General features: G+C 71.5%; 23 protein-coding genes and 1 tRNA gene. 7 read left to right on the top strand and 17 right to left on the bottom strand.

Going from position 1 to position 26,500, the window contains the following annotated elements:
- Nucleotides 1-71: 71 nt before the first annotated feature.
- Nucleotides 72-1,187, top strand: coding sequence for a globin domain-containing protein (locus IGA62_RS12360; RefSeq protein ID WP_145821524.1), 1,116 nt, complete (start codon nucleotides 72-74; stop codon nucleotides 1,185-1,187).
- Between the two features lie 77 nt (nucleotides 1,188-1,264).
- Here IGA62_RS12360 and IGA62_RS12365 read toward each other — a convergent pair whose 3' ends face one another.
- The gene (locus IGA62_RS12365; protein ID WP_145822265.1) at nucleotides 1,265-2,797 is read right to left on the bottom strand and encodes a peptide deformylase; all 1,533 of its coding nucleotides are present in this window, start codon (nucleotides 2,795-2,797) and stop codon (nucleotides 1,265-1,267) included.
- Between the two features lie 344 nt (nucleotides 2,798-3,141).
- On the opposite strand from IGA62_RS12365, the gene IGA62_RS12370 reads away from it, so the two are divergent.
- Nucleotides 3,142-3,861, top strand: a complete 720-nt coding sequence (locus IGA62_RS12370; protein WP_145822263.1) for an IucA/IucC family C-terminal-domain containing protein — start codon at nucleotides 3,142-3,144, stop codon at nucleotides 3,859-3,861.
- Between the two features lie 55 nt (nucleotides 3,862-3,916).
- Here IGA62_RS12370 and IGA62_RS12375 read toward each other — a convergent pair whose 3' ends face one another.
- A complete protein-coding gene (locus IGA62_RS12375) occupies nucleotides 3,917-5,767 on the bottom strand; it encodes a hypothetical protein (RefSeq protein WP_377464694.1) in 1,851 nt (616 codons plus the stop codon).
- Nucleotides 5,768-5,981: 214 nt separating this feature from the next.
- Here IGA62_RS12375 and IGA62_RS12380 point away from each other — a divergent pair, with 214 nt between their 5' ends.
- Nucleotides 5,982-6,695 carry a class I SAM-dependent methyltransferase gene (locus IGA62_RS12380; protein ID WP_145821522.1) on the top strand — a complete coding sequence of 238 codons (714 nt, stop codon included), beginning with the start codon at nucleotides 5,982-5,984 and terminating at the stop codon, nucleotides 6,693-6,695.
- A 90-nt stretch (nucleotides 6,696-6,785) separates the two neighbouring features.
- Here IGA62_RS12380 and IGA62_RS12385 read toward each other — a convergent pair whose 3' ends face one another.
- The 10 genes from IGA62_RS12385 to IGA62_RS12430 all read right to left on the bottom strand — a co-directional run bounded on the left by IGA62_RS12385 (nucleotide 6,786) and on the right by IGA62_RS12430 (nucleotide 18,961).
- The gene (locus IGA62_RS12385) at nucleotides 6,786-7,319 is read right to left on the bottom strand and encodes a YbhB/YbcL family Raf kinase inhibitor-like protein (RefSeq protein ID WP_145821520.1); all 534 of its coding nucleotides are present in this window, start codon (nucleotides 7,317-7,319) and stop codon (nucleotides 6,786-6,788) included.
- Nucleotides 7,320-7,419: 100 nt separating this feature from the next.
- Complete coding sequence (locus IGA62_RS12390) at nucleotides 7,420-9,681, bottom strand: catalase (protein ID WP_145821519.1); 2,262 nt, start codon at nucleotides 9,679-9,681, stop codon at nucleotides 7,420-7,422.
- Nucleotides 9,682-9,828: 147 nt separating this feature from the next.
- A complete protein-coding gene (locus IGA62_RS12395) occupies nucleotides 9,829-11,166 on the bottom strand; it encodes an MFS transporter (protein WP_145821517.1) in 1,338 nt (445 codons plus the stop codon).
- Entirely contained in the window at nucleotides 11,163-12,323 is a 1,161-nt protein-coding gene (locus tag IGA62_RS12400; protein ID WP_190289281.1) for a peptidase M16 family protein, read from the bottom strand. Before IGA62_RS12400 ends, IGA62_RS12395 begins: the two co-directional genes overlap by 4 nt.
- Before the next feature lie 31 nt (nucleotides 12,324-12,354).
- Nucleotides 12,355-13,023 carry a nitroreductase family protein gene (locus IGA62_RS12405; protein WP_145821513.1) on the bottom strand — a complete coding sequence of 223 codons (669 nt, stop codon included), beginning with the start codon at nucleotides 13,021-13,023 and terminating at the stop codon, nucleotides 12,355-12,357.
- Nucleotides 13,024-13,038: 15 nt separating this feature from the next.
- Entirely contained in the window at nucleotides 13,039-14,877 is a 1,839-nt protein-coding gene (locus IGA62_RS12410; protein WP_186500101.1) for a YcaO-like family protein, read from the bottom strand.
- Nucleotides 14,874-16,058: a radical SAM protein gene (locus IGA62_RS12415; RefSeq protein ID WP_145821508.1), complete on the bottom strand. Its 1,185-nt coding sequence runs from the start codon at nucleotides 16,056-16,058 to the stop codon at nucleotides 14,874-14,876. Before IGA62_RS12415 ends, IGA62_RS12410 begins: the two co-directional genes overlap by 4 nt.
- Nucleotides 16,055-17,965: a B12-binding domain-containing radical SAM protein gene (locus tag IGA62_RS12420; protein ID WP_186500100.1), complete on the bottom strand. Its 1,911-nt coding sequence runs from the start codon at nucleotides 17,963-17,965 to the stop codon at nucleotides 16,055-16,057. The genes IGA62_RS12415 and IGA62_RS12420 overlap by 4 nt, the downstream gene beginning before the upstream one ends.
- 102 nt (nucleotides 17,966-18,067) lie before the next feature.
- On the bottom strand, nucleotides 18,068-18,220 hold the full coding sequence (locus IGA62_RS12425) for a hypothetical protein (protein ID WP_186500094.1): 153 nt from the start codon (nucleotides 18,218-18,220) through the stop codon (nucleotides 18,068-18,070).
- A 654-nt stretch (nucleotides 18,221-18,874) separates the two neighbouring features.
- Nucleotides 18,875-18,961: transfer RNA gene (locus tag IGA62_RS12430), tRNA-Ser, on the bottom strand.
- 95 nt (nucleotides 18,962-19,056) lie between these two features.
- On the opposite strand from IGA62_RS12430, the gene IGA62_RS12435 reads away from it, so the two are divergent.
- Together IGA62_RS12435 and IGA62_RS12440 are read left to right on the top strand one after the other, a co-directional pair.
- Complete coding sequence (locus IGA62_RS12435) at nucleotides 19,057-19,596, top strand: AAA family ATPase (protein WP_145821504.1); 540 nt, start codon at nucleotides 19,057-19,059, stop codon at nucleotides 19,594-19,596.
- 9 nt (nucleotides 19,597-19,605) lie between these two features.
- Entirely contained in the window at nucleotides 19,606-20,583 is a 978-nt protein-coding gene (locus tag IGA62_RS12440) for an NAD(P)H-quinone oxidoreductase (protein ID WP_145821502.1), read from the top strand.
- Between the two features lie 114 nt (nucleotides 20,584-20,697).
- On the opposite strand, the gene soxR is transcribed toward IGA62_RS12440, so the two are convergent.
- Nucleotides 20,698-21,138, bottom strand: a complete 441-nt coding sequence (gene soxR / locus IGA62_RS12445) for a redox-sensitive transcriptional activator SoxR (RefSeq protein ID WP_145821500.1) — start codon at nucleotides 21,136-21,138, stop codon at nucleotides 20,698-20,700.
- Nucleotides 21,139-21,185: 47 nt separating this feature from the next.
- On the opposite strand from soxR, the gene IGA62_RS12450 reads away from it, so the two are divergent.
- Together IGA62_RS12450 and IGA62_RS12455 are read left to right on the top strand one after the other, a co-directional pair.
- Complete coding sequence (locus IGA62_RS12450; RefSeq protein ID WP_145821498.1) at nucleotides 21,186-21,893, top strand: transketolase; 708 nt, start codon at nucleotides 21,186-21,188, stop codon at nucleotides 21,891-21,893.
- A 64-nt stretch (nucleotides 21,894-21,957) separates the two neighbouring features.
- Nucleotides 21,958-22,836: a transketolase family protein gene (locus IGA62_RS12455; protein ID WP_145822262.1), complete on the top strand. Its 879-nt coding sequence runs from the start codon at nucleotides 21,958-21,960 to the stop codon at nucleotides 22,834-22,836.
- A gap of 22 nt (nucleotides 22,837-22,858) precedes the next feature.
- On the opposite strand, the gene IGA62_RS12460 is transcribed toward IGA62_RS12455, so the two are convergent.
- From IGA62_RS12460 to IGA62_RS12475, 4 genes are all read right to left on the bottom strand, one after another.
- Entirely contained in the window at nucleotides 22,859-23,554 is a 696-nt protein-coding gene (locus IGA62_RS12460) for a glycosyltransferase family 2 protein (protein ID WP_145822261.1), read from the bottom strand.
- A gap of 114 nt (nucleotides 23,555-23,668) precedes the next feature.
- Nucleotides 23,669-25,135, bottom strand: coding sequence for a sensor histidine kinase (locus IGA62_RS12465; RefSeq protein ID WP_145821496.1), 1,467 nt, complete (start codon nucleotides 25,133-25,135; stop codon nucleotides 23,669-23,671).
- A complete protein-coding gene (locus IGA62_RS12470) occupies nucleotides 25,128-25,823 on the bottom strand; it encodes a response regulator transcription factor (RefSeq protein ID WP_145821494.1) in 696 nt (231 codons plus the stop codon). The genes IGA62_RS12465 and IGA62_RS12470 overlap by 8 nt, the downstream gene beginning before the upstream one ends.
- Before the next feature lie 81 nt (nucleotides 25,824-25,904).
- Complete coding sequence (locus IGA62_RS12475; RefSeq protein WP_145821492.1) at nucleotides 25,905-26,444, bottom strand: hypothetical protein; 540 nt, start codon at nucleotides 26,442-26,444, stop codon at nucleotides 25,905-25,907.
- Between the last annotated feature and the right edge of the window lie 56 nt (nucleotides 26,445-26,500).

Here is a 26,500-nt window from a genome sequence, read left to right on the forward strand (position 1 = left end):
GCGACCACCGTCGACGCTCCGTGGTCATGCTGGGTCCTGCCCGATCCGCCGTCTCGCCGAGGGGAGCGCCGATGGAGAACTTCGCGCGGCTGTTGAAGGAGAGCTGGGCCCTGGTCGAGGGGGACCGGGAGCGGCTCAGCGACTACTTCTACGCCCGCCTGTTCCTCCTCGACCCCGACCTGCGGAAGCTCTTCCCGGTGCAGATGCGCGGCCAGGGTGACCGCATCCTCGACGCGATCGTCGCCGCCATCCAGGCCGTCGGCGATCCGGAGAGCTTCGACGAGTACCTGCGTGCCCTCGGCCGGGACCACCGGAAGTACCACGTCACCGCCGACAACTACGCCACCATGGGGGTCGCCCTGCTGGACGCGCTGCGCACCGCCGGCGGGGACGGCTGGAACCTGGAGTACGACCAGGCATGGCGGGACGCGTACGCGGCGATCACGGAGAAGATGCAGGCCGGCGCGGCGGCCGACGAGAATCCTCCGTTCTGGCACGCCGAGGTGCTGACCCACCAGCGGTACGGCCCGGACACCGCCGTGCTGACCGTCCGGGCCCTGCAACATCCGCTGCTGTACCGGGCGGGTCAGTACGTCAGCATCGAGGTGCCCCGGTACCACCCCCGGGTGTGGCGGACGTACTCCGTCGCGAACGCCCCGAACGACGACAACATCCTGGAGTTCCACGTCCGGACGCCGGGCGCAGGCTGGGTCTCCGGGGCCCTGGTCCGCCGGGTCAGGCCGGGCGACCTGCTGCGCATCGCCGCGCCGATGGGCGGCATGACCCTGGACCGCTCCTCGGAGCGGGACGTCCTCTGCGTGGCCGGCGGGGTCGGACTGGCCCCGGTGAAAGCGCTGGTCGAGGAGTTGACCACCTACAACCGGACCCGCTGGGTGCACGTCTTCTACGGCGCCCGGCACGCCGACGACCTGTACGCCCTGGCCGGGTTGCAGGAACTGGTCGCCGTGCACCCGTGGTTGTCGGTGACACCGGCGTGCAGCGCGGACCCGGAGTTCGACGGCGAGCAGGGCGACATCTCCGACGTGGTCACCCGCTACGGGCCGTGGACGTCGCACGACTGCTTCGTCTCCGGGTCGGCCGGGATGGTCCGGGCCACCCTGCGGGCGCTCGCCGCCGACCAGGTGCCGCCGCAGCACGTCCGGTACGACACCTTCGGCAGCCTCTAGACATTCCTCCCCCCACGCCGGGTCGCGTGCCCCCGCCCCCTGGGGCACGCGACCCGGCACCCTGTCGGGCGGCCGGGTCAGTAGCGCCAGGCGTGGCTGGTCTCGCGGTACTCCTCGACGGGCACCAGCGGCACGCCCGGTGCCATCCGGTCGACGTAGAGCCGCCCCTCCAGGTGGTCGATCTCGTGCGCGACCAGCCGGGCCATGCCGAACTCGAAGGACGTGATCAGGCGGGTCCCGTCGACGCGGGCGTGTTCCACGTCGAGCCGCAGCGACCGGGGGACGAGACCCCGGTGGTCGAAGAAGGAGAGGCAGCCCTCGTACTGCTCGTCGGTGTCCGGGGAGGAGTCGACCACCCGGGGGTTGAGCAGCACCACCGGCTCGGCGCTGCGGTCCGGCGGGCGTACCACGGCCGCCGCGCAGCTAAGCCCGAGCTGGGGCGCGGCCAGTCCGATGCCCCGGTTGAACCGGTGCAGTTCGTCGAGTTCGGTGAGGGCGGCGAGCAGCCGTTCCACCACGTCCCGGGCGACCGGCCCCTCCTCGGGCAGGTCGAACTGCCGGACGGGGTGACGGAGCAGGTCGGCACCGCGCTGGACGATGCCGGCGGCCCGCATCCGATCGCTCGGCCGGGGGCTGGCCGGGTCGGCGGTCACCCCGCTCGGCGTGGCCGGGGCGGGCGGGTTGCGGAACCGCCACTGGAGCCGGTAACGGGCGTTGAGCGGCGGATTCTCCGTCGCCCACTCGAAGATCGCCCGGCCGTCCTCGTCGTGGCGCTGCACCGGGGTGCGCAGCGGCCCCTCCTCCGCCGAGAGCGAGGTCTCCAGTCCCCAGACCTGCGGTTCGAGCGCGGCGGGCAGGTCCAGCCGCACGTCGAGCGCCCGGGTCGGCACCCGGACGGCGCGCTGGAACCAGCGCCCCCACTTCTCCTGCCCGACGCAGTACTCGTACTCGATGGTGGCCCGGTCGCCGGGGTAGAGCGGGAAGCGCCCGTCGGCGTTCTCGAAGAGGAGCCAGAACTCCTTGAACGCGTCCCGGTCGTGCTTGGCCCGCCAGTGCATCGGCTCCCGTTCGCCCCCGTCGTCCCGATATGCCCGCATTTGCAGCTCGGCGAAGGTGAGGGGGTGGTCCCGGTGGTGCCGGTTGGAGCGGCCGGGATCGTTCGGGTAGCGGTCGACCGCCACCCGGGCCAGGTAGCGGGTGACCGGCTCGGTGCCGGCGTTGTAGAGGGCGCGCCGGACGACGCAGTGGTAGACGCCGTCGCGGTAGGTCAGGTTGGCGAACTCGTGCTCGACGATCAGGCCCGTGCCGGGTGGCATCCACTGGCCCGGGACGGGCGGGTCGCGGTGCGGTGGGGCGGTGCGGGCGTGCCGCAGGTCGTCGTACTCGCGGAAGCGCTGCCAGATCGCTCCGCCGGCCTCCAGGACGGCCTCGGCGCGCCGGGCGAAGTCCTCGGTGGGGCGGTGCCGGCGGCTCTCGACGTGGCTGACGTACGACGGATCGAACCCCATCAGGGTGGCGAGCTGCTTCTTGGACAGCCCTCGCTCATTCCGGTGCCGACCGAGCTCGGCTGCGAACGAGTCGGCGGCCCGTTCGAGGGGCGAGGTCGTCATCAGCTTCCTCATGGCCGGGAGTATCAGTTTCACGTTTGACCGACGGGTTTCGCACAGAAGTGGCACGTTGCCGACTCTCACCTTGACAACACCCGCCGAACCGTTCTCAGCGTGCCCGGTATGCCCTCCTTGTCGCGCGGGTTTCCGGCTGACACCCCCGGGTATCAGCCGGGCACCACCGATTGCACACGGACAGTGCGTCCACCACTCCCCCTGCGGCGAAAGTTAGGTTAGCCTTAGCTCATGCGGCAGGCCAGGACGAGGGAGGCGCGACAGTGACAGCGGTGATCCCACCCCGTGCCATCGTCGCGCCGCTCGCGCCGGTCACCACGACGCTGCGGGCGATGTTCGGCACCGACGACCTCCCCGGGCTCGCTCCCGGCCTGCTGGTGGACGACGAGTACGGCTGGTCCCCGGCCACCACCCTGGTGGACGGCACCCACCTGCCCGCGCTCCTGACCGCCGCCGCCCACCGCTGGGGCGGCACGCCGCACGCCTGCGCCGCCCTGGCTTGGAAGTCGTACAGCTACTGGGCGGCGCTGCCGGCGGTGCTCGGCTGGGCGTCCGCGCGCCGGGTTCCCCTGCTCGACCCGGCCGACGTGCTGCTCCACTTCGAGGACCACCGCCCCCTGGTCACGCTCGGGCTGCGGCGGTCGACGACCGTCGCGGTGCTGCCGACCGATCCGCTGGCCCTGGCCGCTCCGCCCGAGGTGCGGGTGGTCGCCGACGAAGCCGAACTGCTCGGGCTGCTCCGGGCGTCGCTGCTCGACGCCCACCTCGACCCGCTGCTCAGGGCGATCCAGGCCGAGGTCCGCATCGGTGCCCGTACGCTGCTCGGCTCGGTCGCCTCCGGCGTCGCCCACGGGATCCTGCGCGCCGCCGACGCGCTGCCCGGCTCGGCGGTGGAGTCGGTCGACACCGTGCTCGGCGCGCTCGGCGTCCGGGACCTGGTCGACCTGGTGCCCGGAGCGTCCGGTCAGCCCACCGTCCAGCGCCGCACCTGCTGCCTGGCGTTCACCCTGCCGAAGCCGAAGTACTGCCAGGGCTGCTGCGTCCGCCCCTGACCGTCCGCCCCTGACCGGTCCACCGGGCCGGTGTCCGCCGGGGGACGCCGGTCGGTCAGTCGACCAGCGGGCGGACGTCCCAGAGCCACACCCCGCCGGCGCGGACCGGCTCGACGCCGCTGAGTTCGGTCATCCCGCGCCGGAGTGCGTCCTCGTGCCGGTGGGAGGCGAGCACCACCGCGCCGGCCCGCCAGTACCGCAGGTCGTCGACGGCCGCCACCCGGTCCTGCGGGGTGATCGGCGGCACCGCACCGGTGCGTCGGATGGTGGCGAAGAAGCTGCTGGTCGGGCGGGGTGTGGCCCCGAACAGGGCGATCCGCCCCTCGGGTGCGTCCGGCCGCCGGTCCGGGCCGAGGAAGTAGCCCCGGGCGATCGGCATCTCCAGGCCGGTCACCGCGGACCAGCGCAGCGGGTCGGCGTAGTCGGTGTCGGGCAGCGGCAGGGCGACCAGGCTCCGCCCGCCGGTCAGGTACGGGCGCCACGCGCCGGAGGTGACGAACTCGGGCACCGGATCCAGCCGGGCCGTCGGCAGCGGGGTGGGCAGCAACGGCAGCAGCGCCATCGCCAGCACGGTGACCGCGCCGAACCGGATCTGCCGCCGGGCGGTGGGATGACGGCGGACCAGCTCGTCGACACGGGCGACGCCGTACGCCAGGAGCAGGCCGACGACCGGGGTCAGCCCGAGCGCCCACCGGGTGGGCACCACCGAGTGCAGGATCGGCAGGTTCTCCAGCGCCCCCCAGGGCGCGGGGACACCGGTGTCCCGACCGTTGTAGCGGATCTCACGTCCGAGGGAGAGCAGCGCGAACAGCAGCCCGACGGCGGCGAGACCGAGCACCTCGGCGCGGTCCCGCATCCACCAGACCAGGGCGGGCACCAGCACCGCCAACGGCCAACCGAAGAAGGCGTTCTCCTCGGTCGGGTTCTTCGCCAGCCGCTCGGTGTCCCGGGGATCCCCGGCCAGCGACTCGCCGGGCCACGCGAAGAAGGAGGCGACGTCGCTGCGGTAGCCGCGGATCAGCCGGGAGAGGCCCTCGTACGCGCCGGGGCCGAAGAGCTGGACGTAGAGCGGGTACGCCAGCACGACGAGCGCGAGCCCGGCGGCGACACCGAGTCCGGCGAGGAACGGCCGCGCGTACCGCCGCAGGTCGGGCCGGCGGACGACCAGCACGGCGACCACCACCCCGAGCCCCACCGCGGTCATCAGCAGGATCTCCAGGTTGAGGAACGCCTGCCAGACGATCAGGAGCCCGAGGAGCAGGCCGTTGCGCGTCCACCGGCCCGGTTCGCGCAGCGCCAGCGTCCGCCAGACGATCAGCGGGACCACGTACTGGGCGACGATGTTCGGGTGGGCGTTGGCGTGCGAGACCATCGCGGGGGAGAAGGCGCAGAACGTCGCCCCCACCCAGGCCGCGAGGCGGGACCGGATCAGCACCCGGGAGATGACGAGGTACCAGGCCGTGCCGGTGGCGATCATCGCGCCGGTGAGAAAGAGCAGAAAGGCGGCTCGCGGCCCGAGCAGCACGGTGACCGGGGTCATTGGTAGCGAAACGGACAATACGGACGTATTTGCCATGAGGTTGACGCCCTCCGGCACATTCATCCGGTCCGAACCGAACGGATAGGCGAAATCGGTCACCACTCGCGCGCCGTGCGCCATCATCCACTCGAACTGGGCCTGGTCGGTGGGATTCACCCGGCTCTCGTGATCGGGGTGTGTCCAGAATCGCACGGTCACCCAGAAGGCCAGCAGCACGAAGCTCGCCACCGCCACGGCGTCCGGAAGCCGGCGCCCGGCCAGGCGCACGCCCCCAGCCGGCCCACCCGGATCGTCCCGCCGTGCCGCACTGGAGGACACCGGGCGGAGGAACCACTCCCGACCGACCTCCGACTCCGGAGTAGTCATGACAATTCAGAGCGTAGTCAGCCCAGGGGCGGCAAGGTGTGCGTTTCGGAGTTCCGGCGTAGTATGTGCCCGGTTCGCCCGGTAGAAGATCCCGCACCCCCGATCGAACCGTATTCGGTCACCCCCGGTGGCCTGATTTCCCCACCGACGACGCAGGTGGTTGACTCTGTCGGGTCCGGGTGCGGGTCGAGTCATATGGTGAGGGAATCGACGCATGGCAGAAATCCTTGGGGACCAGCGCGTGCAGTCCGAGGTGCTGGAGGGCCTGGCCACAGCCGTCAACCACCGCCGCTGGTTCGTCGAGCTCGCCCTGCCGTACCTCGGCGACAACCCCATCGAGATCGGCAGCGGGCTCGGGGACTACGCGCTGGAGTGGGCACCACACCTGCCCCGCTTCACCGCCACCGAGGCGGATCCGGACCGGCTCGTCGCGCTGAAGGAGCGCCTGGCCGACCACCCCGCCATCGAGGTACGGCAGATGCTCCTGCCGCACGACGAGATCGGCGGCGAGTACAGCGCGGCGGTCTCGTACAACGTCCTCGAGCACATCGAGGAGGACGTCGACGCGCTTCGCAGCATGCGGGACCTGGTCCGGCCCGGTGGTGCCGTGATCATCATCGTGCCGGCGTTCCAGTTCGCGATGAGCCCGGCCGACATCGCCACCGGCCACGTCCGCCGGTACACCAAGCGGACCCTCGGAGCGGCGATGACCGGCGCCGGCCTGCGGGTGGAGCGGATCCACTACGCCAACGCGCTCGGCCTGATCGGTTACTTCATGGCCACCAAGGTCTTCCGGCTGATGCCGAAGGAGGGCCCGATGGTCAAGGTCTACGACACCACCGTCCTGCCGGTGACCAAGGCCGCCGAGCAGCTCGTCCGGCCGCCGTTCGGCCAGTCGGTGTTCGCCGTCGCCCGCGTCCCCGGCTGACCGCCGGTTCCGCCCGGGGCGGATCCACCTGGTTCCACCACGAAGGGCCGCGCCCGTTGTCGGGGACGCGGCCCTTCCGCTCGCCGGTGGCTACACCCTGACCTGGTACGTCGGGCGGATCACCGCCCGGGCCAGGGTGTGGAAGGCCAGGTTGAACCCGACGTAGGCGGGCGTGGCGTCCGGCGTGACGTCCAGGTTCTCCACGTCCAGCGCGTGTACCGCGAAGACGTACCGGTGCGGGCGGTCCCCGGCGGGCGGAGCGGCCCCGCCGTACCCGTGCTGGCCGTAGTCGTTGCGGACGCTGAACGCCCCGCCGAGGTCGCTCTCGACCACGCCCCGGGGCAGCTCGGTCACCGAGGCCGGCAGGTTGACCAGCACCCAGTGCCAGAAACCGCTGCCGGTGGGGGCGTCCGGGTCGAAGCAGGTGACCACGAAGCTCTTCGTCCCGGCCGGGAAGTCGGCCCAGGCGAGCTGCGGCGACAGGTTGCCACCACCGACGCTGTCGTGCGCGTACGCGACGTCCATCGGCTCGCCGTTGGGCACGTCGTCACTGGTCAGGGTGAACGACCTCACGGTCGGCAGCAGCTCGTACGGGTCCGGGGCGATCGGTCGTTCCAGGGTCATCGGTGATCCCTCTCACTGAAGGTGCTTTCCGTCATCTTCCTACCCCGCTGCGGCCCGCGCCCCGACGGCTGGACCCGCCCTTCCGCCAGGGACGGCCGGTTCAGGCCACCGACGCGGGGAACCGGTCCCACACCCGGTGCCCGGCCATCAGCTGCCCGACGGCGGCGAAGACCTCGGGCCCGGAATCACCGGTCACCACGCCGGGGGTGCCGCTGACCCGCGCCTGTCGCAGCACGGTGATCCCGTCGCCCCACGCGCCGATCGCCTTGGCGTGCCGCCAGGTCTCCTCGATCAGGAGGAGCACCCGTGGGTCCACGGTCACCGAGTCGGCCGCGCCCGCCTTGTCGTCGCGCGCCGGGATCGCGTCCGGTGCCGGCGTCGGTGCCCCGGCCAGCAGGAGGACGTCGAACTCGACGGAACGCCCGGTGGCGAAGGTCCGCTGCACGGGCAGGTAACCCACCGTGCCGCCGTGCGGGGCGATGAGCAGCGGCACCATGCCGGCACCGAGGACCGCCCGGCGTACCTCGCTGACACCGTCGAGGTCGCTGGTGGCGTCGACGACGATGCCGACCGTCCGGCCGTCGGCTGGCCACTCCCGGCCGACCTGGGAGAGCGCCGGGCTGGGCGCGACGTCGGCGAGCGGCACGCCCGGCTGCGGCGCGGGAAGGCCGAGACCGGTGGCGACCTCCGCGCAGAGCACCGGGTCGATGTTGGCCAGGCTCTGCAGCTGGCGTTCCCGGATCGCCTGGTGGTAGCACTTGCCCAGCTCGTAGGTGTAGGCGCGGATGATGTGCTCCTTCTCCACCGGCGACATGCTCAGCCAGAACAGCCGGGCCTGGCGGAAGTGGTCGTCGAAGGAGACCGGGTTCGCGCGTACCTTGGGCGCCTCCGCGACGGTCACCGGGACGTCCACGAACGCCCCCTGCTCGACACCCGCGGGGAAGGGGTTGCCGCCGTCGAGCGAGTTCGGCCGGTACGGCGCCACCCCGGCGTGGACGGCCTGCTGGTGGTAGCCGTCGCGTAGCATGTCGTTGACCGGCGCGTGCGGGCGGTTGATCGGGATCTGCGGGAAGTTCGGCCCGCCCAGCCGGGTCAGCTGCGTGTCGATGTACGAGAAGAGCCGGCCCTGCAACAGCGGGTCGTTGGTCACGTCGATGCCCGGCGGCAGGTGTCCGGGGTGGAAGGCGACCTGCTCGACCTCGGCGAAGAAGTTGGTCGGGGTCCGGTTGAGGACCAGCCGGCCGATCGGCTGCACCGGCGCGAGTTCCTCCGGCACGATCTTCGTCGGGTCGAGCAGGTCGATGCCGGCGAAGATCTCCTCCGGGGTGTCCGGGAAGACCTGGATGCCGAGTTCCCACTCGGGGAACGCGCCGGCCTCGATCGCGTCGTACAGGTCCCGGCGGTGGAAGTCCGGGTCGATCCCGGAGATCAGCTGTGCCTCCTCCCAGGTCAGGGAGTGCACGCCCAGTTTGGGCTTCCAGTGGAACTTGACCAGCGCGGTCTCCCCGGCGGCATTGACCAGGCGGAACGTGTGGACCCCGAACCCCTCCATCATCCGGTACGAGCGCGGAATGCCCCGGTCGGACATGTTCCAGATCGTGTGGTGCTGCGCCTCGGTGTGCAGGGAGACGAAGTCCCAGAAGGTGTCGTGCGCGCTCTGCGCCTGCGGGATCTCCCGGTCCGGGTGCGGCTTGCCGGCGTGGATGACGTCGGGGAACTTGATGGCGTCCTGGATGAAGAAGACCGGGATGTTGTTGGCGACCAGGTCGAAGGTGCCCTCGTCGGTGTAGAACTTCGTCGCGAAGCCCCGGGTGTCGCGGACCGTGTCGGCCGATCCACGCGAGCCGAGGACGGTGGAGAACCGGACGAAGACGGAAGTCTCCTTCCCCTTGGCGAGGAAGCCGGCCTTCGTGACTCCTTCGGCGCTGCCGTACCCGGTGAACACGCCGTGCGCCCCGGCCCCCCGCGCGTGCACGACGCGCTCGGGGATGCGCTCGTGGTCGAAGTGGGTGATCTTCTCGCGCAGGTGGTGGTCCTGGAGCAGGACCGGACCACGCGGACCGGCCTTGAGCGAATGGTCCGTGTCACGCAGCCGCGCGCCCTGAGCGGTGGTGAGGTGGGCGCCCTGTTGGCCCTTCGCGATCGGGGGCACGCCGGTCGTCGCCCCGGTCGGCGTACGGGTGTCCGGCGTGCCCTGCTCCGATTTCGGCGGCAGCGGGTCGCGGGGCGTCGTCGGTTCTTCGACGGTCGGCGGTGCGCTACCCGGCGCGCCGGGAACGTCGGGAGTGAGGGCGTCGGTCACCTTCCCGGCGGCGGTCTCGACGGCATGCTTGACGGCCTTGGCAGGCTTGCGGGGATCCATCTACGAGTTCCTCCGTGGAGCGCGGTGGGCAGGCCCCTTCGCCCTACCCCCGGAGAAACCGGCGAAACAGTCGGGTTTGTCCAGGTCAACGCACGACTCCTGGCGGACACCACGCGGTCCTGCCCTGGGCCGCTCCCGATGGCCCCGCTACCTGTCGAGGGCTTTCATCCCGGGATCAGCCTCTGACGTGTGCCGCTCTCCGGCCGGGGAACTCTCCGAGTCGACGGGTACGCCGCCTGGTGGCAGATCGTGGCGCCTGGGCCTTCGGACCGCCGACCCGCACACGAGAACCACCAGCAGGCCCAGCCCGAAGAAGAGACCGTCGAGCGGTATCGCGTCACCGATCAGCCCTGCGGCACCCGCGCCGATGATCGAGGCGATTCCCACGCCGAGCCGCAGGACGCTGCTCACGCGGCCGAGATGGGACCGTTCGACCACGCGTTGGCGATAGGTCGCCGCCACGACGGCGGTCCAGACCGCCGCAGCGAGGTTGACCGCGAGCAACGCGCCGATCGCCGGCACCCCGTGGGCGAGGGGCATGGCCATGAAGCTCGCGCCGAAGACGATGTTCGCCACCCAGGTGCTCGTCCAGACGTCGACCCGGTCGCCGTACCGGGAGACGAGCCAGCCACCCGCGATACCGCCGACAGCGCCGACGGCGAGCGCGTAGCCGTACGAGGCGACCGGCATCCCCCGTACGGTGACCACGAAGACAGCGAGTACCGCGAGAACGGCCGCTGCCGCGACTCCCCGGACGAAAGCCCAGACGAACAACCAGCGGAGCGTGACGTCGGCGAAGGTCACCTCGAATCCGGCGGCAAGGTTCTTCATCGCACCGGGAGGTGCGGAGGTCACGGCCGGCGGGCCCTGTCCCGACGGTGCCGTCGACGAGGCGCGCGGCGCTTCCCGCCGACGAGGCACTCTCGCGTTGCACAGCCCCGATGCGACGAACGAGACGGCGTCCACCAGGAACGGCAGGGCCGGGCTCACCCCGTAGAGAAAGGCACCGGCGCCGGGCCCCGCGAGGCTGTTGGCGGTCGTCGTGATCGACGCGAGTCGACCGTTGACCACGCCGAGGTCGGCAGCGTTGAGCGAGTCGGCGATGAACACCTGCATCGCGCTGAAGTAGACGACCTCGGCGGCGGCCAACGCGAAGATCAGCGCGTAGACCATCCATACGGACACCACGTCCAGGACGAGCGCCACGGTGAACGCCGCTGACGCCGCAGCGCGAATCACGTCCACCGCGACGACCACCCGCCGCGACGGGTAACGGTCGGAGAGCAGGCCACCGAAGAGTACGAACAGGACCCCGGGGATGCTGTTGACGACGTACGCGGTGGACAGCGTGTCCGTGCCGGCACCGATTCCCAGCAGCATCAGCGGTAGCGCAGTGTACCGAAAGCCGTCTCCGAGTGCGGAGAAGCTGGTGGAGGTGAGGATCAGCCTGCCGGAGCGCCGGCTGACAGCTTCCGATACGGTCATCGCCGTTTCACGATGATCGACGGTCCCGTCGGGGCCACGTGCTTCTCCACGAGCGCCCGGGTCTCGTCGGCCGGGGCATCACGCATCGCGGTCAGCGCCTCGGCTCCCGAATCGGCGGCGAGCAGGCTGGCCCGGGCATCGATCTGCGCGAACGACTTGGGCTCGTCGAGGCACGCCCCCAGGTAGCCGGCCCCGGCGGTGGCCAGCGGAACGCCGTCCGTCTCCAGACGCAGCACGTCGAACGACTGCTCCAGGAGCGGCAGGATCTCGGCGGCGACGTCACCCCGGCACTCGGTGACCGCGACGACCACACCGCGTTCGGCCAGGAACTCCTGCCGGTATTCGATCGACCGGACGGCGTGCCGGCGCTTGAGTTCCTGCTGGATCTCGACGTTCAGCCCCCGATCGAGCGCACCGTTGAAGCAGTAGCCGGCGGCGACGTGCGGCGACCGTCGTCCCGGGACCTCCCGGGCGGCACACACGATCACCCGCTCGGCTTCCGGCGTACTCCGTGGGGCGGGGGACGCGTCGTACGAGGTCCAGGGCAGGTCGGGCAGCCGGACACCGTCCGTGGGCGCGGGCTCGGTGTACCGGCTGTCCCCGGCCCACGGGTTGTGCGGGCCGACCGCGCTCAGGTGGGCACCCAGTCCGACCGCTGCGCCCTGCCAGTCCCGCAGTTCCTCGACGCTGATGTCCAGGAGGTCGTCGACCGGGCCCGAGATCGGGTTGGCCGCCCAGCTGCCGGGTGAGTAACGGTCGAACACCAGCGGCCACAGCTGGGGCATGAGCTCGAAGCGCCGCTCGGCGAGTTCCTCACGGATGACCGGAAACTCCTCACGCACCAGGGCGGCGGTGATCTGGAAGTCGAGCCACCAGCGTTCGAGCAGGGCGACGATCCCCGCAGCCGCCTCCGGCGCGCACACCACGTCGACCTGCATCGTCTCCCGTGAGGTGAACATGCCCAGGCGAGCGCCGCGCAGGGGCGAGTCCGCCGGTTCCGACTCGACCCGTCGGAAGAGCAGATGCTCCAGCAGATGACCGGTTCCGGTCGGCGCGCCGACCAGCCGTTCCAGAGCCGGCCCGCCCACGGTGGCCAGACAGAGGTACGTGTTGGCCAGGGGACGCTCGGTCCATCGGTGGGTCATTGTCGGCCGCATCAGTTTCCTTCCGAGTTGTGCGGGAGCAGGGTCATCCCCGGGCGGCTTCAGCGCCCATCGCGACGACGTAGAGCGGTAGCTGCCGGGTCCCCCTCAGTCCGACGGCGGCGGCCAGCCCTTCGTCGTCGAAGGCTCCGACCGGCAGCGCGCGAAGTCCGGCGTGACCGGCCTCGTCGATGAGGCACTGGGCAACGTGCCCGGCTTCCAGGAGGAGGTAGCGGTAGCCCCGCAGCCCGTAGCGTTCCTGGTAGTCGGGCTGGCTGCCGGTCAGTACCAGCCAGTTGGGCTGGCCGGCGACCTGCCCGAAGGTGGCGGTTCGGATCTCCTCCGGATCGACCGCACCGAGGACCGGCTGGTGACTGCCGCCCGGTGCGGTCACCAGCCGGGCGTACGACTGCACGACGTAGCCACGGACGGCGTAGAGCCCGCCAGCGGACGGGTACGCCTTCCGGCCGTCACGGTCACGGCTGAGGACGACGTCGGCGACCGCACGGACCGCAGCGTCGACTTCGGGGGTGGCCGGGCCGAACGACCGGCACGAGGCCGGACGGCGTACCTGTTCACGACGACCCGGCTGCTGACACGGCACCCGCAGGGTGGCCAGGGGCGGCCCGGTGGCGGGCAGTTGCGTGAGCTGGTGGAAGACCAACGCCGGTGAGGGTCGGCCGGAGAGCGGAGGCGCGTCGCGCGGTTCACCCATGGTCCCTGGACCTCCTCACTCCGGCAGGAAGAGCCGGACGAGCTGTCGACTCCCGTCCAGCGCGGTGCGCTGCTCCTCGTCGAGCAGCCGCTCGGCCAGCGGGGCGTTCGGTGGGAGGAGGTCGACGGCGATCGGCGAGATCACCCGACGCACCACGATGCCCTCGGCGCGGAGACCCGGCGTATCAAGATCCACACTCACCGCGCGGTACCGCCGCCGGAGCTGGTCGAAGGAGAAGTTGGCCTCGATCGCCGCAGCGCCCGCCTGGTCCAGCGGGTCTGCCGCCAGCGGCGCGGCCAGGGGTGCCGGCCGATCCACCTGCGGGCCCCGCTGGTGCAGCATGAGAGCCTCCTCGAACGCGTGCGTGGCGGCCTGGGCGACCGTCGGTGCGGCGGCGCAGCCGGCGACATGCGCGGCTCCGGTGTCCGGGTCGTGCAGCGTCACCACGCAGACCGGCACCAGCGGATCGTCACAGATGTACAGGTACGGCTCACGGCCGAACTGACGGGCGACCTGGTCGAGTTCGCGAGCCCAGACGGCGGCGTCCAGGCGACGGACCCGGCCGGTGAACCAGTGCCGGACGACCAGGTCGCGCTCGACGACCTCCAGCAGTCCGCTCTGCTCGGCGAGCAGTCCGCTGGTGTGCGCCGCCGTACCCGTGCTGGTCCGGGCCGTACACGGTCGGCCGGCGCCGACCGCCGGGGCCAGACAGGCCAGATCGGTCGGTACCCAGCACAGCTGGCCGTCCGTGAGCGACGTCGCGTGCGTCCACTGCCGGGGTAGAGAAAGATCGACAGCCTCGAACGGGAAACCGGGCGACGCGAGCTGCTCGTCGGTGAAGGGATCCGGGAACACCACCGGCTCGCCCGTGGGCAGCTCGTCACGCGCGCAGGTGACGGTCCGCGCGGGACGGCGATTGAGCGCGAACCGCTCGGCCGCCTCGAACGTGGCACGGACGGTCGCGAGACTCGCCAGCGGAGAGACCGCAGCAGCACGCACCGGTCGCACCGGGTCGCTCGCGGAGGCCAACGCGATGGCGAGCGGAACTGCCGCGTCGACCTCCTCCCGGTCCACCCAGGGCTGAAAGACCTCGGTGTCCGCCGCGACACCGGACTGCCGCCACCGCAGAACCGACCGGGGCGCCCGTACCCGCTGCCGCGAGCCGGTGCGCAGATCCCACAGGTGCACGTCGGCGCCATCCGGGTCGATCTCCCGCGCGGCAACCGTCGCCGACACGACGGCGGCGGCTGGCGCGCCGTCAGGTGGCTGCACCAGTCGATGGTCCTGGGCCACCCGGACCGTCAGGTGCGGATCGAGCTGATCCAGCACGGCCCAGAACCAGCGGTGGTCCGTACGGGTCCGGACCACCGGTCCGACGACGAGCCAGCGGCCGAGCACCAGAACCGGCTGGTGGACGGTCGCGCCGGACAACTCGACGAGCGCGCCGGCCCACTGCCCGAGCCGTGCCGCGCAGGCGGCTACCGGAACGGCGGCGGACGCAGCGGTTCGGCAGGCCGCCACCAGGTCGTCCGTCGACTCCCACCGGCCCAGACCCCACCCGTCGCCGGCGGCGTCGAGGAACAGGTCCACCGGGGCGAGGCGATGGCGAGCGATCTGCGGACGTGACGGCGGCTCGGCCGGACCGTCCGGGACAGTCGACGGCTTCGCACCGGCGAGTTGGCGGGCCCGCGTCAGCAACAGGTGCGGCGCGGCGGATCGCAACTGCCAGCCCCGGCCGCCCCGTCGGATCAGAGCGGAGGTCCGTCCGCTGTCGAGGCTGACGATGTCGCACCCGGCAGCGAGGTCCTCCCACTCCTGGTCGCTCAACGAACCCGGCGGCTCGGTGACGGTCACGCCGGTTCCAGGCTGGCCTGACTGGCCAGGGCGTGCCAGTCGGTGGGCAGGTTGCCCCGGCTTCCGTGGTCACAGCCTTCGCAGATGCCGAACTCGGCCGGCCGCCCGAGCAGCTCGGTCCGCCACAGGTCCAGGATCGCGCGGTCGTCGTGGGTGTTCAGGTTCGCGTACCGGTGCTTGCTTCCCACGTCGTTGCTGCACGGGAGAAGGTCACCGTCCCACGCCACGAAGAGGGACTGCTTGCGGAACAGGCAGTGTGCCTGGCTGGTGACGCCCGGCCGGGAGGTCAGCTGCATGATCGGCAGAGTGCCGGCCCGTCCCTGGACGGGGATCTGGCGCAGCCGCCCCCGGGACAGGCCCCGGTCGGCGATCCACTGGTAGAAGTCCTCGACCTCGTCCTGGTTGATGTCCATCTTGACGAAGTTCAGCGCCACCAGATCGGGGGCGACCTCGATGGCCGCCTCCAGGTTCGCCACCGAGGCGTCCCGCTTGTCCCTGCCGTAGATCTTCGCGAACCGGTCGCGACGCAGGCTGTGGATCGACCACTTGAGCAGGGAGAGTCCCGCCTCACGCAGGTCGTTCACCAGTTCCGGGCCCATCCGGAACCCGTTCGTCACCAGCACGATCGGGAACTTGTCCTCCGGGCCGAGGGCTTCTCGCATCCGTCGTACCCAGGGCACCATCTGCCGGTGCAGCGACGGCTCGCCGATGCCCTGGAGGATGACCCCGGGCGCCTTCACCAGGGCAGCCAACTCCAGGAACCGTTCGAAGGTCTGCTCGGTCATGTCCCCGAGCGGACGGAGTTCCTGGCGGGGACACATCATGCAGTCCGCGTTGCAGCGGTTCGTGATCTCCAGCTCGATGGAGGGTCGGGGCGTACGGATGGTCGATATGTCGATGAGCAGGCCGACCCGGACGAGGGTGGCGAGCGTCCGCCCCATCTCGTCGGCACCCGATCCGGCAGACAGGACCACCTCGGCGGTCGACTGTGGGTGTTCGAACCGGTGCAGTAGCTCGGTGATCTCCTCGTTCGCCGCCACCCCGTGCTTGACGCCCCGCCACAGGTCGAGCCGGCGGTAGACCCGCGGGTTCTCCTCGGCGTACCGACGCGTCCCGGTGAGCATGACGAATGGCGCCAACACCAACCTGGCCGGAAGGTCGCCGAAAGTCTTGTCGGTCATGGAATCACTCTCATCTTCCAGGAATCAAGGTCGACGGCGATCAGGCGGCCCAGGGACGGGGACCGGAACTGCCCAAGGTCGTCGGGCGGCTCGGTTGCTTTCTCGGCATCGGAGGAGCAGCTCGGATCCTGCTGCGCCACGGCCATGAACAGGGCGAAGGACCGGTCGACCGCGCGTTCGAAGACGGGATCGAGGTCCGCGAACTCGTCATGCAGGGCGGCCAACCGTTGCTCCAGCACCACCCGCTGCCGGTCCGGGTCGGTGCCGTCAGGCCCTCCGTCGGCACCGGCGTCCGCAACGGCGTCGGCCGGCACGAGCCGGTGGGTGTAGTTCTGCACCAGGGCATAGGGGACGTCGGCCTCGAGCAGGTCGATCTGGTAGAGCGCGGGATCGTTCCAGATCGGCGAATCCCGTTCGAGGGCGAACGTGCCCACCGAGGCATAGGAGATGTTGTGCCTGTTCCGACGGATCATCTCGAATGTCGCGCGGGCCTCGTCCTCCGTCTCGCCCGGGAAACCGATGAAGAACATCCAGCCGACCGGGATGCCGGCCTTCCGCAGCATCGCGGCATGGCGCTCGACGTCAGTGAGACGGATGCCCTTCCGCATCAGGTCGGCGACTCGTTGCGAGCCGGTCTCGATGCCGTTGACCAGCAGCACACAGCCCGAGTCGACAAGGCTCTGCACCGCCGCCTCGGTGAGCATGGGTTTGTCCACCCGGGCTTCCGCGGTCCATCGGAACCGCCGCACCGCCGTGGCCCGGTCGGCGCCGTCCCCGCCCCGATCCTGTTCGTGGGCAGGAGGCGAGGAGTCGCCTGTGGCGTGCGCTCCGTTGGCCGTGCTCGCGGCGATCGCGGCGAGGCGCCCGGAGAGAGCGTTGATCTCCCGCGGCGGGATGGCCTCGTCCACGAAGTACAGGTAGGAGCCGTCCACGGCGGCGATCGCCTTCAGCGCGCCGTCCAGGGCGTCCGCGCCGAGCCGGAAGTAGCCGTCGCCGTAACCCTCGTGGTGGGTACAGAAGGAGCACTTGCCCCAATAGCATCCCTTGCTGGTGAGCAGGGGGTAGATCGGCTCCGGGGTGGGGTAGAGCGGAACGAGGTCACGGAAGTCCGGCGGGCCGGCCGGCGGCGCCGTGCTCGGCGCGGCACGGCGGTACGTGATCTTCCCGTCCCGCAGTTGGCCGACGCCATCGAGGTCGATGTCCGACTTGCCCTGCACCAGCGCGCTCAACAGATCAGCCAGGACCGTCTCGCCCTGGAACGCGACGGCGTAGTCGACGTCCCGCCAGAACGAGGTGTCGTGGACAAGCACCTCACGACGGATGTGGGTGACGGCGTTCCCGCCGACCACCACCGTCGTCTCTGGCTTCTGCTCCTTGATCAGGCGAGCGGTGAGCAGGGCGGGGCCGAGCTGTTCCAGGTAGGCCACGCTGAGACACACGACGTCATCGTCGCGGTAGCGGCCCGCGCGCACGTCCTTCTGGATCCACTGCCCGATCAGGGTGTCACGCAACCGGTCCACATGCTCGGGCCATCCCTCGCCGGGTTGCGGTACCGGCCGGGAGACACCGTTACGGCGCAGGTCGTAGACAAGTACGAGATCGGCGAACCGCAGCGTCCGCGAGGCGCGGGCGACGAGTTTGGTGCTCTGGTAGGTCGAGGTCAGGCGCAACAGCTGCCATGCCTGCGAACCACGAGCGTCGAGGTACTCCAGGCCGAGCCTGATCTGGTCGGGGACGGTCGCGTCCAACCCCGCCGGGTCGATGCCACCCGTCCACATGTCGTGGAAGAAGCGGATGTTCGCGTCATCGGTGCGGCAGTCGACCGAAACAGCGGCCCGGAGATGCCCTTTCAACAGGAACGGGGCCAGATACGGCATGTGGTAATAGGTCGCCGGCGGGAAGATCATTGACGTTCGCATTGATGACACCACTCCGTATGGCCAGGCCGGCGGGATCAAGCCGATCGGGTGGGCCCCGGTCATCGATCCCGCCGGCCCGCGTACTCCGGATCAGATCATGGTGAAGTTGCAGCACATCGACAGAGACTCGAAGCGACCGAGTTCGTCGAACTCGATCTCGACGACCTCGACGACCTCGCTGGCGGCCTCCGCAGACTCGAAGGACTCACTCTCCGTGATCAGAGCACTGGCGGCAGTGTTCATCGCGATGACCTCTTTCCTACAAGGGGCACGGCTCGTGATCCTCGCCACGGGCCGCACGAGCCACGCTAGGACCACCATCTCCCGAGGTCAACCCCTACCAAGTGGTACCGACTGGTGCCGCCCTTAGGCGTTCGAACACTGACTGCCGACTCAGTCGAGCCCGCGATGCGAGGGCAACCACCACCGGGAGGCCGTCACTCAAAGCGACGATCATCTGTGCGCCACCCTCGTTCACCGCCAGCCGGGACGCTTCCCTCCGGTCCCGGATCACCCACGCGCACCCCGCCATCGGAATCGGCCCGAAAAAGGTTCCGGCCAGGTGGACAACCGCCAGGCCCGGCCATTGTCGGTGATACACCGCCAGAAATCCGAAACAAGCGCAGGACCCTCTGGAACTCAGCCTCGACGCAGTCGACCGAATGACGGGAACAAATTGTCGGTCGCTTTTCTCCCCGGGCGGCGATCCGCACGATTCGGCGGCGGCAGTCGCTCGCACCGCCTCGGACGTGGAGGAAATGCCTGATCAGGAATGGCTCAGCCCTGCCCACCGGTCAGGAGGAGGGTGAGATGACGGGAGACGGATTCGCTGGCGACAGACCCGCCCCGTGACCGGTGTCAGTGCCGGCCAAGGGGGCGTTTGTGCTGCTCGGGAGGCGGAGGGTGTGGGATTCGAACCCACGAAGACATCGCTGCCTTACCGGTTTTCAAGACCAGCGCCATCGGCCACTAGGCGAACCCTCCCGACGCGTCCCCGAGGGGTACGCGACCCGCCTAGTCTGCCATGACCGGGCGGCGTCGCGAGTCGGCGTCCCGCCCGAACGTGGGATCATCGCGGCATGTGGGACACCCCGTCGGTGGTACTGGTCACCGGGATCATGGCTGCCGGCAAGTCCACAGTGTCCGAGCTGCTGGCCCGCCGACTGCCGCGCGCGGTTCACCTGCGCGGCGACGTCTTCCGCCGGATGGTGGTCAGTGGCCGGGAGGAGATGACCGCCACACCGTCGGAGGAGGCGTGGCGGCAGCTCCGGCTCCGGTACGACCTCGCCGCGTCGGCCGCCGACACGTACGCCGCCGCCGGCTTCACCGTGGTCTGCCAGGACGTGATCCTCGGCCCGGAACTGGCGGCGATGGTCGACCGGATCCGGCACCGACCGCTGGCGGTCGTGGTGCTCGCACCCCGCCCGGAGGTGGTCGCCGTCCGCGAGCGGGACCGGCCCAAGAAGGGGTACGGCGACTGGCCGGTCGCCGACCTGGACGCCGGGTTCCGGGCCGACACGCCCCGGATCGGGCTCTGGCTGGACACCTCCGACCAGACCCCGGAACAGGCCGTGACCGAGATCCTCACCCGGGCGTGGGTCGAGGGACGGATCGGGTAAGACAGGTTCATGCACGCGATCACGATCCCGGAACCCGGTGGACCCGAAGCCCTGCGCTGGACCGAGGTGCCCGACCCGGAGCCCGGCCCCGGTGAGGTGATCGTCGACGTGCGGGCCAGCGCGGTCAACCGGGCCGACCTGCTGCAACGGCAGGGGCACTACCCGCCCCCGCCGGGCGCGTCGGCGTACCCGGGCCTGGAGTGCGCCGGGGTCGTCGCCGCGACCGCCCCCGACGTGACCGGCTGGCGGGTCGGTCAGGAGGTCTGCGCGCTGCTGGCCGGCGGCGGGTACGCCGAGCGGGTCGCCGTACCGGCCGGGCAGTTGCTCCCGGTGCCGGCCGGGGTCGACCCGGTCGACGCCGCCGCGCTGCCCGAGGTGGCCTGCACGGTGTGGTCGAACGTCGTGCAGATCGCCCGGCTGGCGGCGGGCGAGACGCTGCTGGTGCACGGCGGTGGCAGTGGCATCGGCACGTTCGCCATCCAGCTCGGCGCGGCGCTCGGCGCGACCGTGGTGGTGACCGCCCGTGCCGCCAAGCACGGCCGGCTGCGCGAGCTGGGTGCGGCGCACACCGTCGACTACCGGGAGCAGGACTTCGTCGAGGAGGTCCGCCGGGTGACCGACGGTCGGGGCGCGGACGTGATCCTCGACATCATGGGCGCGGCCTACCTCGGCCGGAACGTGGCGGCGCTGGCGACCGGCGGCCGGTTGGTGGTGATCGGCATGCAGGGCGGGCGGAAGGCCGAACTCGACCTCGGCACGCTGCTGGCCAAGCGGGCGTCGGTGACCGCGACGGCACTGCGGTCCCGTCCGCCCGCCGAGAAGGCGGCCATCGTCCAGGGCGTACGGGAGCAGGTCTGGCCGCTGGTGGAGTCGGGCCGGATCCGCCCGGTGGTGGACCGGCGGATGCCGATGTCCGACGCGGCCGGGGCGCACCGGCTGGTGGAGTCCAGCGACCATCTGGGCAAGGTGCTGCTGGTCACCGGCTGACGGTCCCGGGGTGAGGTGGTTGCAGGGGTCCCCTGTTACCGCATTTTGATGAGGAGGGGGCCCCTGCAACCACCTCAGCGACACGGCAACCACCTCAGCGACACGGCAACCGCCTCAGGGGCGGGGTTGGAGCAGGCGTGCGCCCGGCCCCTCACCGGCGAGCTTGTCGGACGGGTTGTTGAGGGTGCAGCGCTGCAACGACAGGCAACCACAGCCGATGCAGCCGGTGAGGTCGTCCCGCAGCTTGCTGATCAGTCGGATCTTCTCGTCCAACCGGCTGCGCCAGGCGGCGGAGATCCGGGCCCAGTCCTGTGCGCTGGGGGTACGCCCGCCGGGCAGCGACTCGAGTGCGTCCCGGATCTCGTCCAGGGACACGCCGACCTGCTGGGCGATCCGGATGAACGCCACCCGACGCAGTTCGGCGCGGGCGTACCGGCGTTGGTTTCCGCCGGTGCGCTCGGCGTGGATGAGGCCGAGCCGCTCGTAGTAGCGCAGCGCCGAGGGGGCGACGCCGCTACGGGCGGAGAGCTGACCGATGGTGAGTGACTCCTGCATCACATCGCCCTTGAGTTGAAGTGAGCTTCAACTTGCAGGCTAGCGGCATGACCGTCACCATCGCCAGCGCCCCCGTCGTCCCGGGCCCGGTCGCGCCGCTGCTGCGTCGGGCCGCCGCAGCCCAGGAGGACGACTTCGGGCCGAACGTGTATTCCACCATCGATGTCCTCTGGGTGCTCTACGACCGGATCCTACGAATCTCCCCGGACCGGCCGGACGACCCGGACCGGGACCGGTTCCTCCTGTCGAAGGGGCACGCCGTCGCGGGCTACTACGCCGTCCTGGCCGCGAAGGGGTTCATCCCGCCGGAGTGGCTGGACGACGCCTACGGGCCGGCGAGCCGTCTCGGCGGCCACCCGGACCGCGTCCTGGTGCCCGGCGTCGAGATCGGGTCCGGGTCCCTCGGGCACGGGCTCGGCCTGGGCGTGGGCACCGCGCTCGGCCTGCGGGCCCAGGGACTGCTCACCCCGAGGGTGTACGTCCTGCTCGGCGACGCCGAACTCGACGAGGGCTCCAACCACGAAGCGATCGCGTACGCGGGCGCGACCGGACTGGCCGGGCTGACCGCGATCGTGGTGGACAACCGGTCCGCCACGCACGGCTGGCCCGGCGGGATCGCGGCCCGGTTCACCGTCAACGGCTGGCGGGCGTCCACCGTCGACGGAAACGACCACGACGCCCTGTACGCCGCTCTGACCGGGCACGACCACCACCGGCCGCACGTCGTCGTCGCGGTCGTCGGCGAAAAGGAGTGAAGCTGTGACGACAGTGGCCGAGCAGACCGTGGTCGAGGCGACCACGACTGAGGCGGAGACCGTGATGCGGGACCGCTTCGTCGACACCGCGCACGAGTTGCTGGCCGAGGATCCGCGGACCGCCGTGGTGCTCGCCGACATCTCGGCGGACAGCTTCTCCGAGGCGTCCCGACGACACCCGGACCGGGTGGTCAACGTGGGCATCCGGGAGCAGTTGATGGTGGGCGTGGCCGGCGGGCTGGCCCTGGCCGGGCTCCGCCCGGTGGTGCACACCTACGCCCCGTTCCTGGTCGAGCGGGCGTACGAGCAGATCAAGCTGGACCTCGACCACCAGGACGTGACCGCGGTGCTGGTCAGCGTCGGGGCCTCCTACGACCGGCCGGAGGCCGGGCGGACCCACCTCTCCCCGGCGGACGTGGCGCTGATCGACACGCTGCACGGCTGGACCGTGCACGTGCCGGGGCACCCCGACGAGGTGCCGCCGCTGCTGCGCGCCGCAGTGGCCGGGGACGGGGCGGTGTACCTGCGCTTGTCGACGATGGCGAACAGCCGGCCGTACGGCGGCGACGGTTCGCTGCGGGTGCTCCGGGACGCGGGACCGGGCGCGCCGCTGCTGGTGGCCGTCGGGCCGTTGCTGGACGAGAGCCTGGCAGCGGTGGCCGGGCTGGACGTGACGGTGGCGTACACCCACCGGCCGCGCCCCTTCGACACCGCCGGGTTGCGGGCACTCGCCGGCACCGAGGTGATCCTGGTGGAGCCCTACCTGGCCGGCACGTCGAGCCGGGTGGTCAGCGAGGCCCTCGCCGACCGGCCGCACCGGCTGCTGGCGCTCGGGGTCGGCCGGCAGGATCTGCGCCGCTACGGCACGGCGGACGACCACAGCCGCTGGCACGGACTGGACGCCGCCGGGCTGCGCCGTTCGGTCGACGCGTTCCTGGGCTGAGGCCGGCGGTGTGGTGTCGCGGTCAGGGCTGGGGGCGGCGGCGGGTCCGCTCCCGGCCCAGGATCCAGAGCGCCTCGACGCCGTCCTTCCAGGTGATCTTCTTGCCCTCCTCGCGGCCCCGGGCCCGGTAGCTGATCGGCACCTCGTACGGGCGGATCCGGCGGCGTAGCAGCTTGCCGGTCACCTCCGCCTCCATGCCGAACCCCCGGGACCGCACGTCGAGCGAGCGGTACAGCTCGACGGGCATGAGCTTGAAGCAGGTTTCCAGGTCGCCGATGTACGAGTTGAAGAGCACGTTCGCGGCCGTGGTGACGCCCTTGTTGCCCATCACGTACCAGAAGCTGTAGGCGCTGTGGCTGCCGAAGGTGCGATTGCCGTAGACCACCTCGGCGCGACCGTCGAGCACCGGGGCGAGCAGCCTCGGGATGTCCTGCGGGTCGTACTCCAGGTCCGCGTCGAGGATGACCATGTAGTCGCCCTCGGCGTGGGCCACCGCCGTCCGGATGGCCGCGCCCTTGCCCGCGTTGCGGGGGTGGGTGATCACCCGCAGCCGGGCGTCGTCGACCCGGCTGAGGACCTCGGCTGTCCCGTCCCGGCTGCCGTCGTCGACCACGAGCAGCTCGATGTCGCACGGGTACTCGACCGCCAACGCCTGTTTGAGGGCGTCCGCGATGCGTTCCTCCTCGTTGAAGACCGGCATGAGGATCGACAGCTTCACGGGCTTCTCCACGGGGGCGACTGTACGTCGGGGACAGCGTAGCGTGTCGACCCGGCCTGCCAGCATCGGCGCGGCGTCAAGCGCTCAGCACCCTCTGTCACCCCACCAGACGGGTCAGGCCGGTGGCGGGGTCCGGTGCGGCACTCCGGGCAGCCTGACGGTGAACGTCGCGCCGCCCTCCGGGGCGTGCCCGGCGGTGACCGTGCCGCCGAGCCGCCGGACCAGCCCGGCGGCCAGCGCCAGTCCCAGCCCGCTGCCGACCTTCCGGATCCCCCGGTACCGCCGGTGCAGGGCGCCCCGCTCGAACACCACCGCCAGGTCGTCGTCGGTGAAGCCCGGCCCGCCGTCCCGGACCTCGACCACCCCGCCCGCCACCGGGTCCACACCCGCCGGTCGGGCCGCGAGCACGACCGGCGCCCCCGGCGGTACGACCCGCAGCGCGTTCTCCAGCAACCCGTCGACCACCTGCCGGATCCGCCCCGGATCGGTGTACACCGGAACCGGCCCGGCGGGCACCTCGACCCGGAACGCCAGGCCGACCGCCGCGCACCGGGCCGACCAGGTGTCCGCCGCCGCGGCGACGAGCTGGACGAGGTCCACCGGGACCGGGTCGAGTGGGAAGTCGGCCGCCTCCAGCCGGGCCAGCGCGAGCAGGTCGCTGACCAGGCGGTCCAGGTGCTCCGCCTCGGCCAGCATGGTCCGCCCGGTCTGCGCCGCCTGGTCGGGGCCGAGCACGCCGTCGGCGAGCGCCTCGGCGTACCCCCGGACGGCGGTCAACGGGGTACGCAGCTCGTGCGAGACGGAGAGGAGGAACTCCCGTTGCCGTCCCTCGCTGGTGGTGAGCGCCTCGGCCAGCCCGTTGAGCGCGTGCGCCAACTCGGCGACCTCGTCGGGCGGTTCGACCGGTACCCGTACCGCGCGGTCCCCGGCGCTGAGCCGGGCGGCGGCGGTGGCCGCCTGCCGGATCGGGCGGGCCAGGCGGCGGGCCAGCAGCCAGCCCGCGACCAGCCCGGCGGCCAGCCCGGCGAGCAGCGGCACCCAGATGCTCAGGAGCACCTGCCGCCAGAGCCCGGTGACCCGGGACCGGGTGAGCACCACCCCGTTGCCGTCGCCGAGCGCGCGCCCCTCGACCAGGGCCGGCCGGCCGTCGACCAGCCGCCGGACGGAGACGTCCCGGCCGGCGGCGACCCGCTCGACCACCTGCGGGGGCAGGCCGGGCCGGTCGACCCGCCCGTCCCGGATCAGGTACGCCTCGACGTCCTGGTTGGCCAGCAGGCGCAGCAGCCGTTCGTCGTCGGTCGGACGGCCCCGGTTCAGCCGGAACCGGAGCACCTCGACGGTCATCTGCGCCTGCGCGGCCAGCGTGTGCTGCGCCTGCCGCTGGGCGTTGCGGACCGCCAGCGGCACCGCCACGACCGCGGTGACCAGCACCGACACCAGTGCCACCGCGCAGGTGACCAGCACCGCGCGGGCGGTCAGGGTACGACCGGGCCGGAATCGGCGCGGCCCGGTCGCGGCCACCGTCGGCAGCGCCCCGGTCGGCTGATCGACGCCGGGCGGGCCGGCGGGGCGGTCAGCCATCGGCGGCGTATCCCACGCCCCGGTGGGTGCGGATCACGTTGACGTCGCCGAGCTTGGCCCGGACCTGCGCCACGTGCACGTCGACGGTCCGGGTGCCGGCGTGCGCCGCGTAACCCCAGACCCCGGCGAGCAGTTCCTCACGGGTGAAGACCCGTCCGGGGCGGGCCATCAGGTGGGCGAGCAGGTCGAACTCGGTCGAGGTGAGCTGGACGGGCGTGCCGGAGACGGTGACCGTGCGCCGGGCCGGGTCGAGGGTGACCGTGCCGACCTGCCGGGGCCGCTCCGCCCCGTCCGGCACCCCGGCCGCGCGCCGCAGCACCGCCCGGACCCGGGCGACCAGCTCACGCGGACTGAACGGCTTGGTCACATAGTCGTCGGCCCCGAGTTCCAGGCCGAGAATCCGGTCCACCTCGTCGTCCCGGGCGGTGAGGAAGATGACCGGTGTCCAGTCGCCGGCCTCCCGCAGCCGACGGCAGACCTCGGTCCCGGCCAGGCCGGGCAGGGCGATGTCCAGCACGCAGGCGACCGGTCGGAGGCGGCGGGCGGCGGCCAGCCCGGTCGGGCCGTCCCGTTCGACGTGGACGCCGAACCCGTCCCGCGCCAGATAGAGCCGGACCAGGTCGGCGATGGCCGGTTCGTCCTCGACCACGAGGACGAGTCCACGGTGGTGCGGTGCGTCGACGCTCACCGGATCATGATTCCTGACCGTCCGGCGTGGATCACCACAGGTTGTGTTCGGATTCGGTAAGGACCCGCGCCCGGCGGTGGATCAGCCCCGCCCGGCGGGGCGTCGGCCGGTGACGGGCCGGCCCGAGGTGGGTCTGCCGTTGGCGGGCCGGTGGCCGGCGACGGGTGCCCCGGCGGTGGTGACCGCCCGGGGCAGCCGCAACCGGGACCGGAAGGCGTGGTCGAGCAGGGTGTCGATCTGCCACACCTGCTTCGGGTGTTCCGTCCGGATCAGGAACCGCTCCCGCGCCCCGTCGATCGCGGTGGCGGAGAGCTCCACCCGCTGGAGCCGGGAATCCGGGTTCCAGGTGACGTTGCTCAGGTGCCGCAGCTCGGTGTTCAGGTGCAGGTGGAGCCGGTGCAGCAGCGGGCTCTGCCGGGTGACGACCAGTCGCTGGTAGGTCATCAGGAGCAGGTACTCCCCGGACACCGGACGGTCCGGACGGGTGCAGCGGGCGACCAGGATCGTCGCGTCGTCCGCCCGGACGCAGCGACGGAAGACGGGCATGTGCCGGCTGACCGTCTGCACGGCGAGCCCGGTCTCGGCGGCGGCGGGCAGGAACGTTCGATCGAAGACGTCCATGCCCTGACCAACGACGCACCGGGCGGTCCGGAAATTCCACGCGACGGTCCGGCACA

It is taken from the genome of Micromonospora sagamiensis (assembly GCF_014680085.1).
GTDB lineage: Bacteria > Actinomycetota > Actinomycetes > Mycobacteriales > Micromonosporaceae > Micromonospora > Micromonospora inyonensis.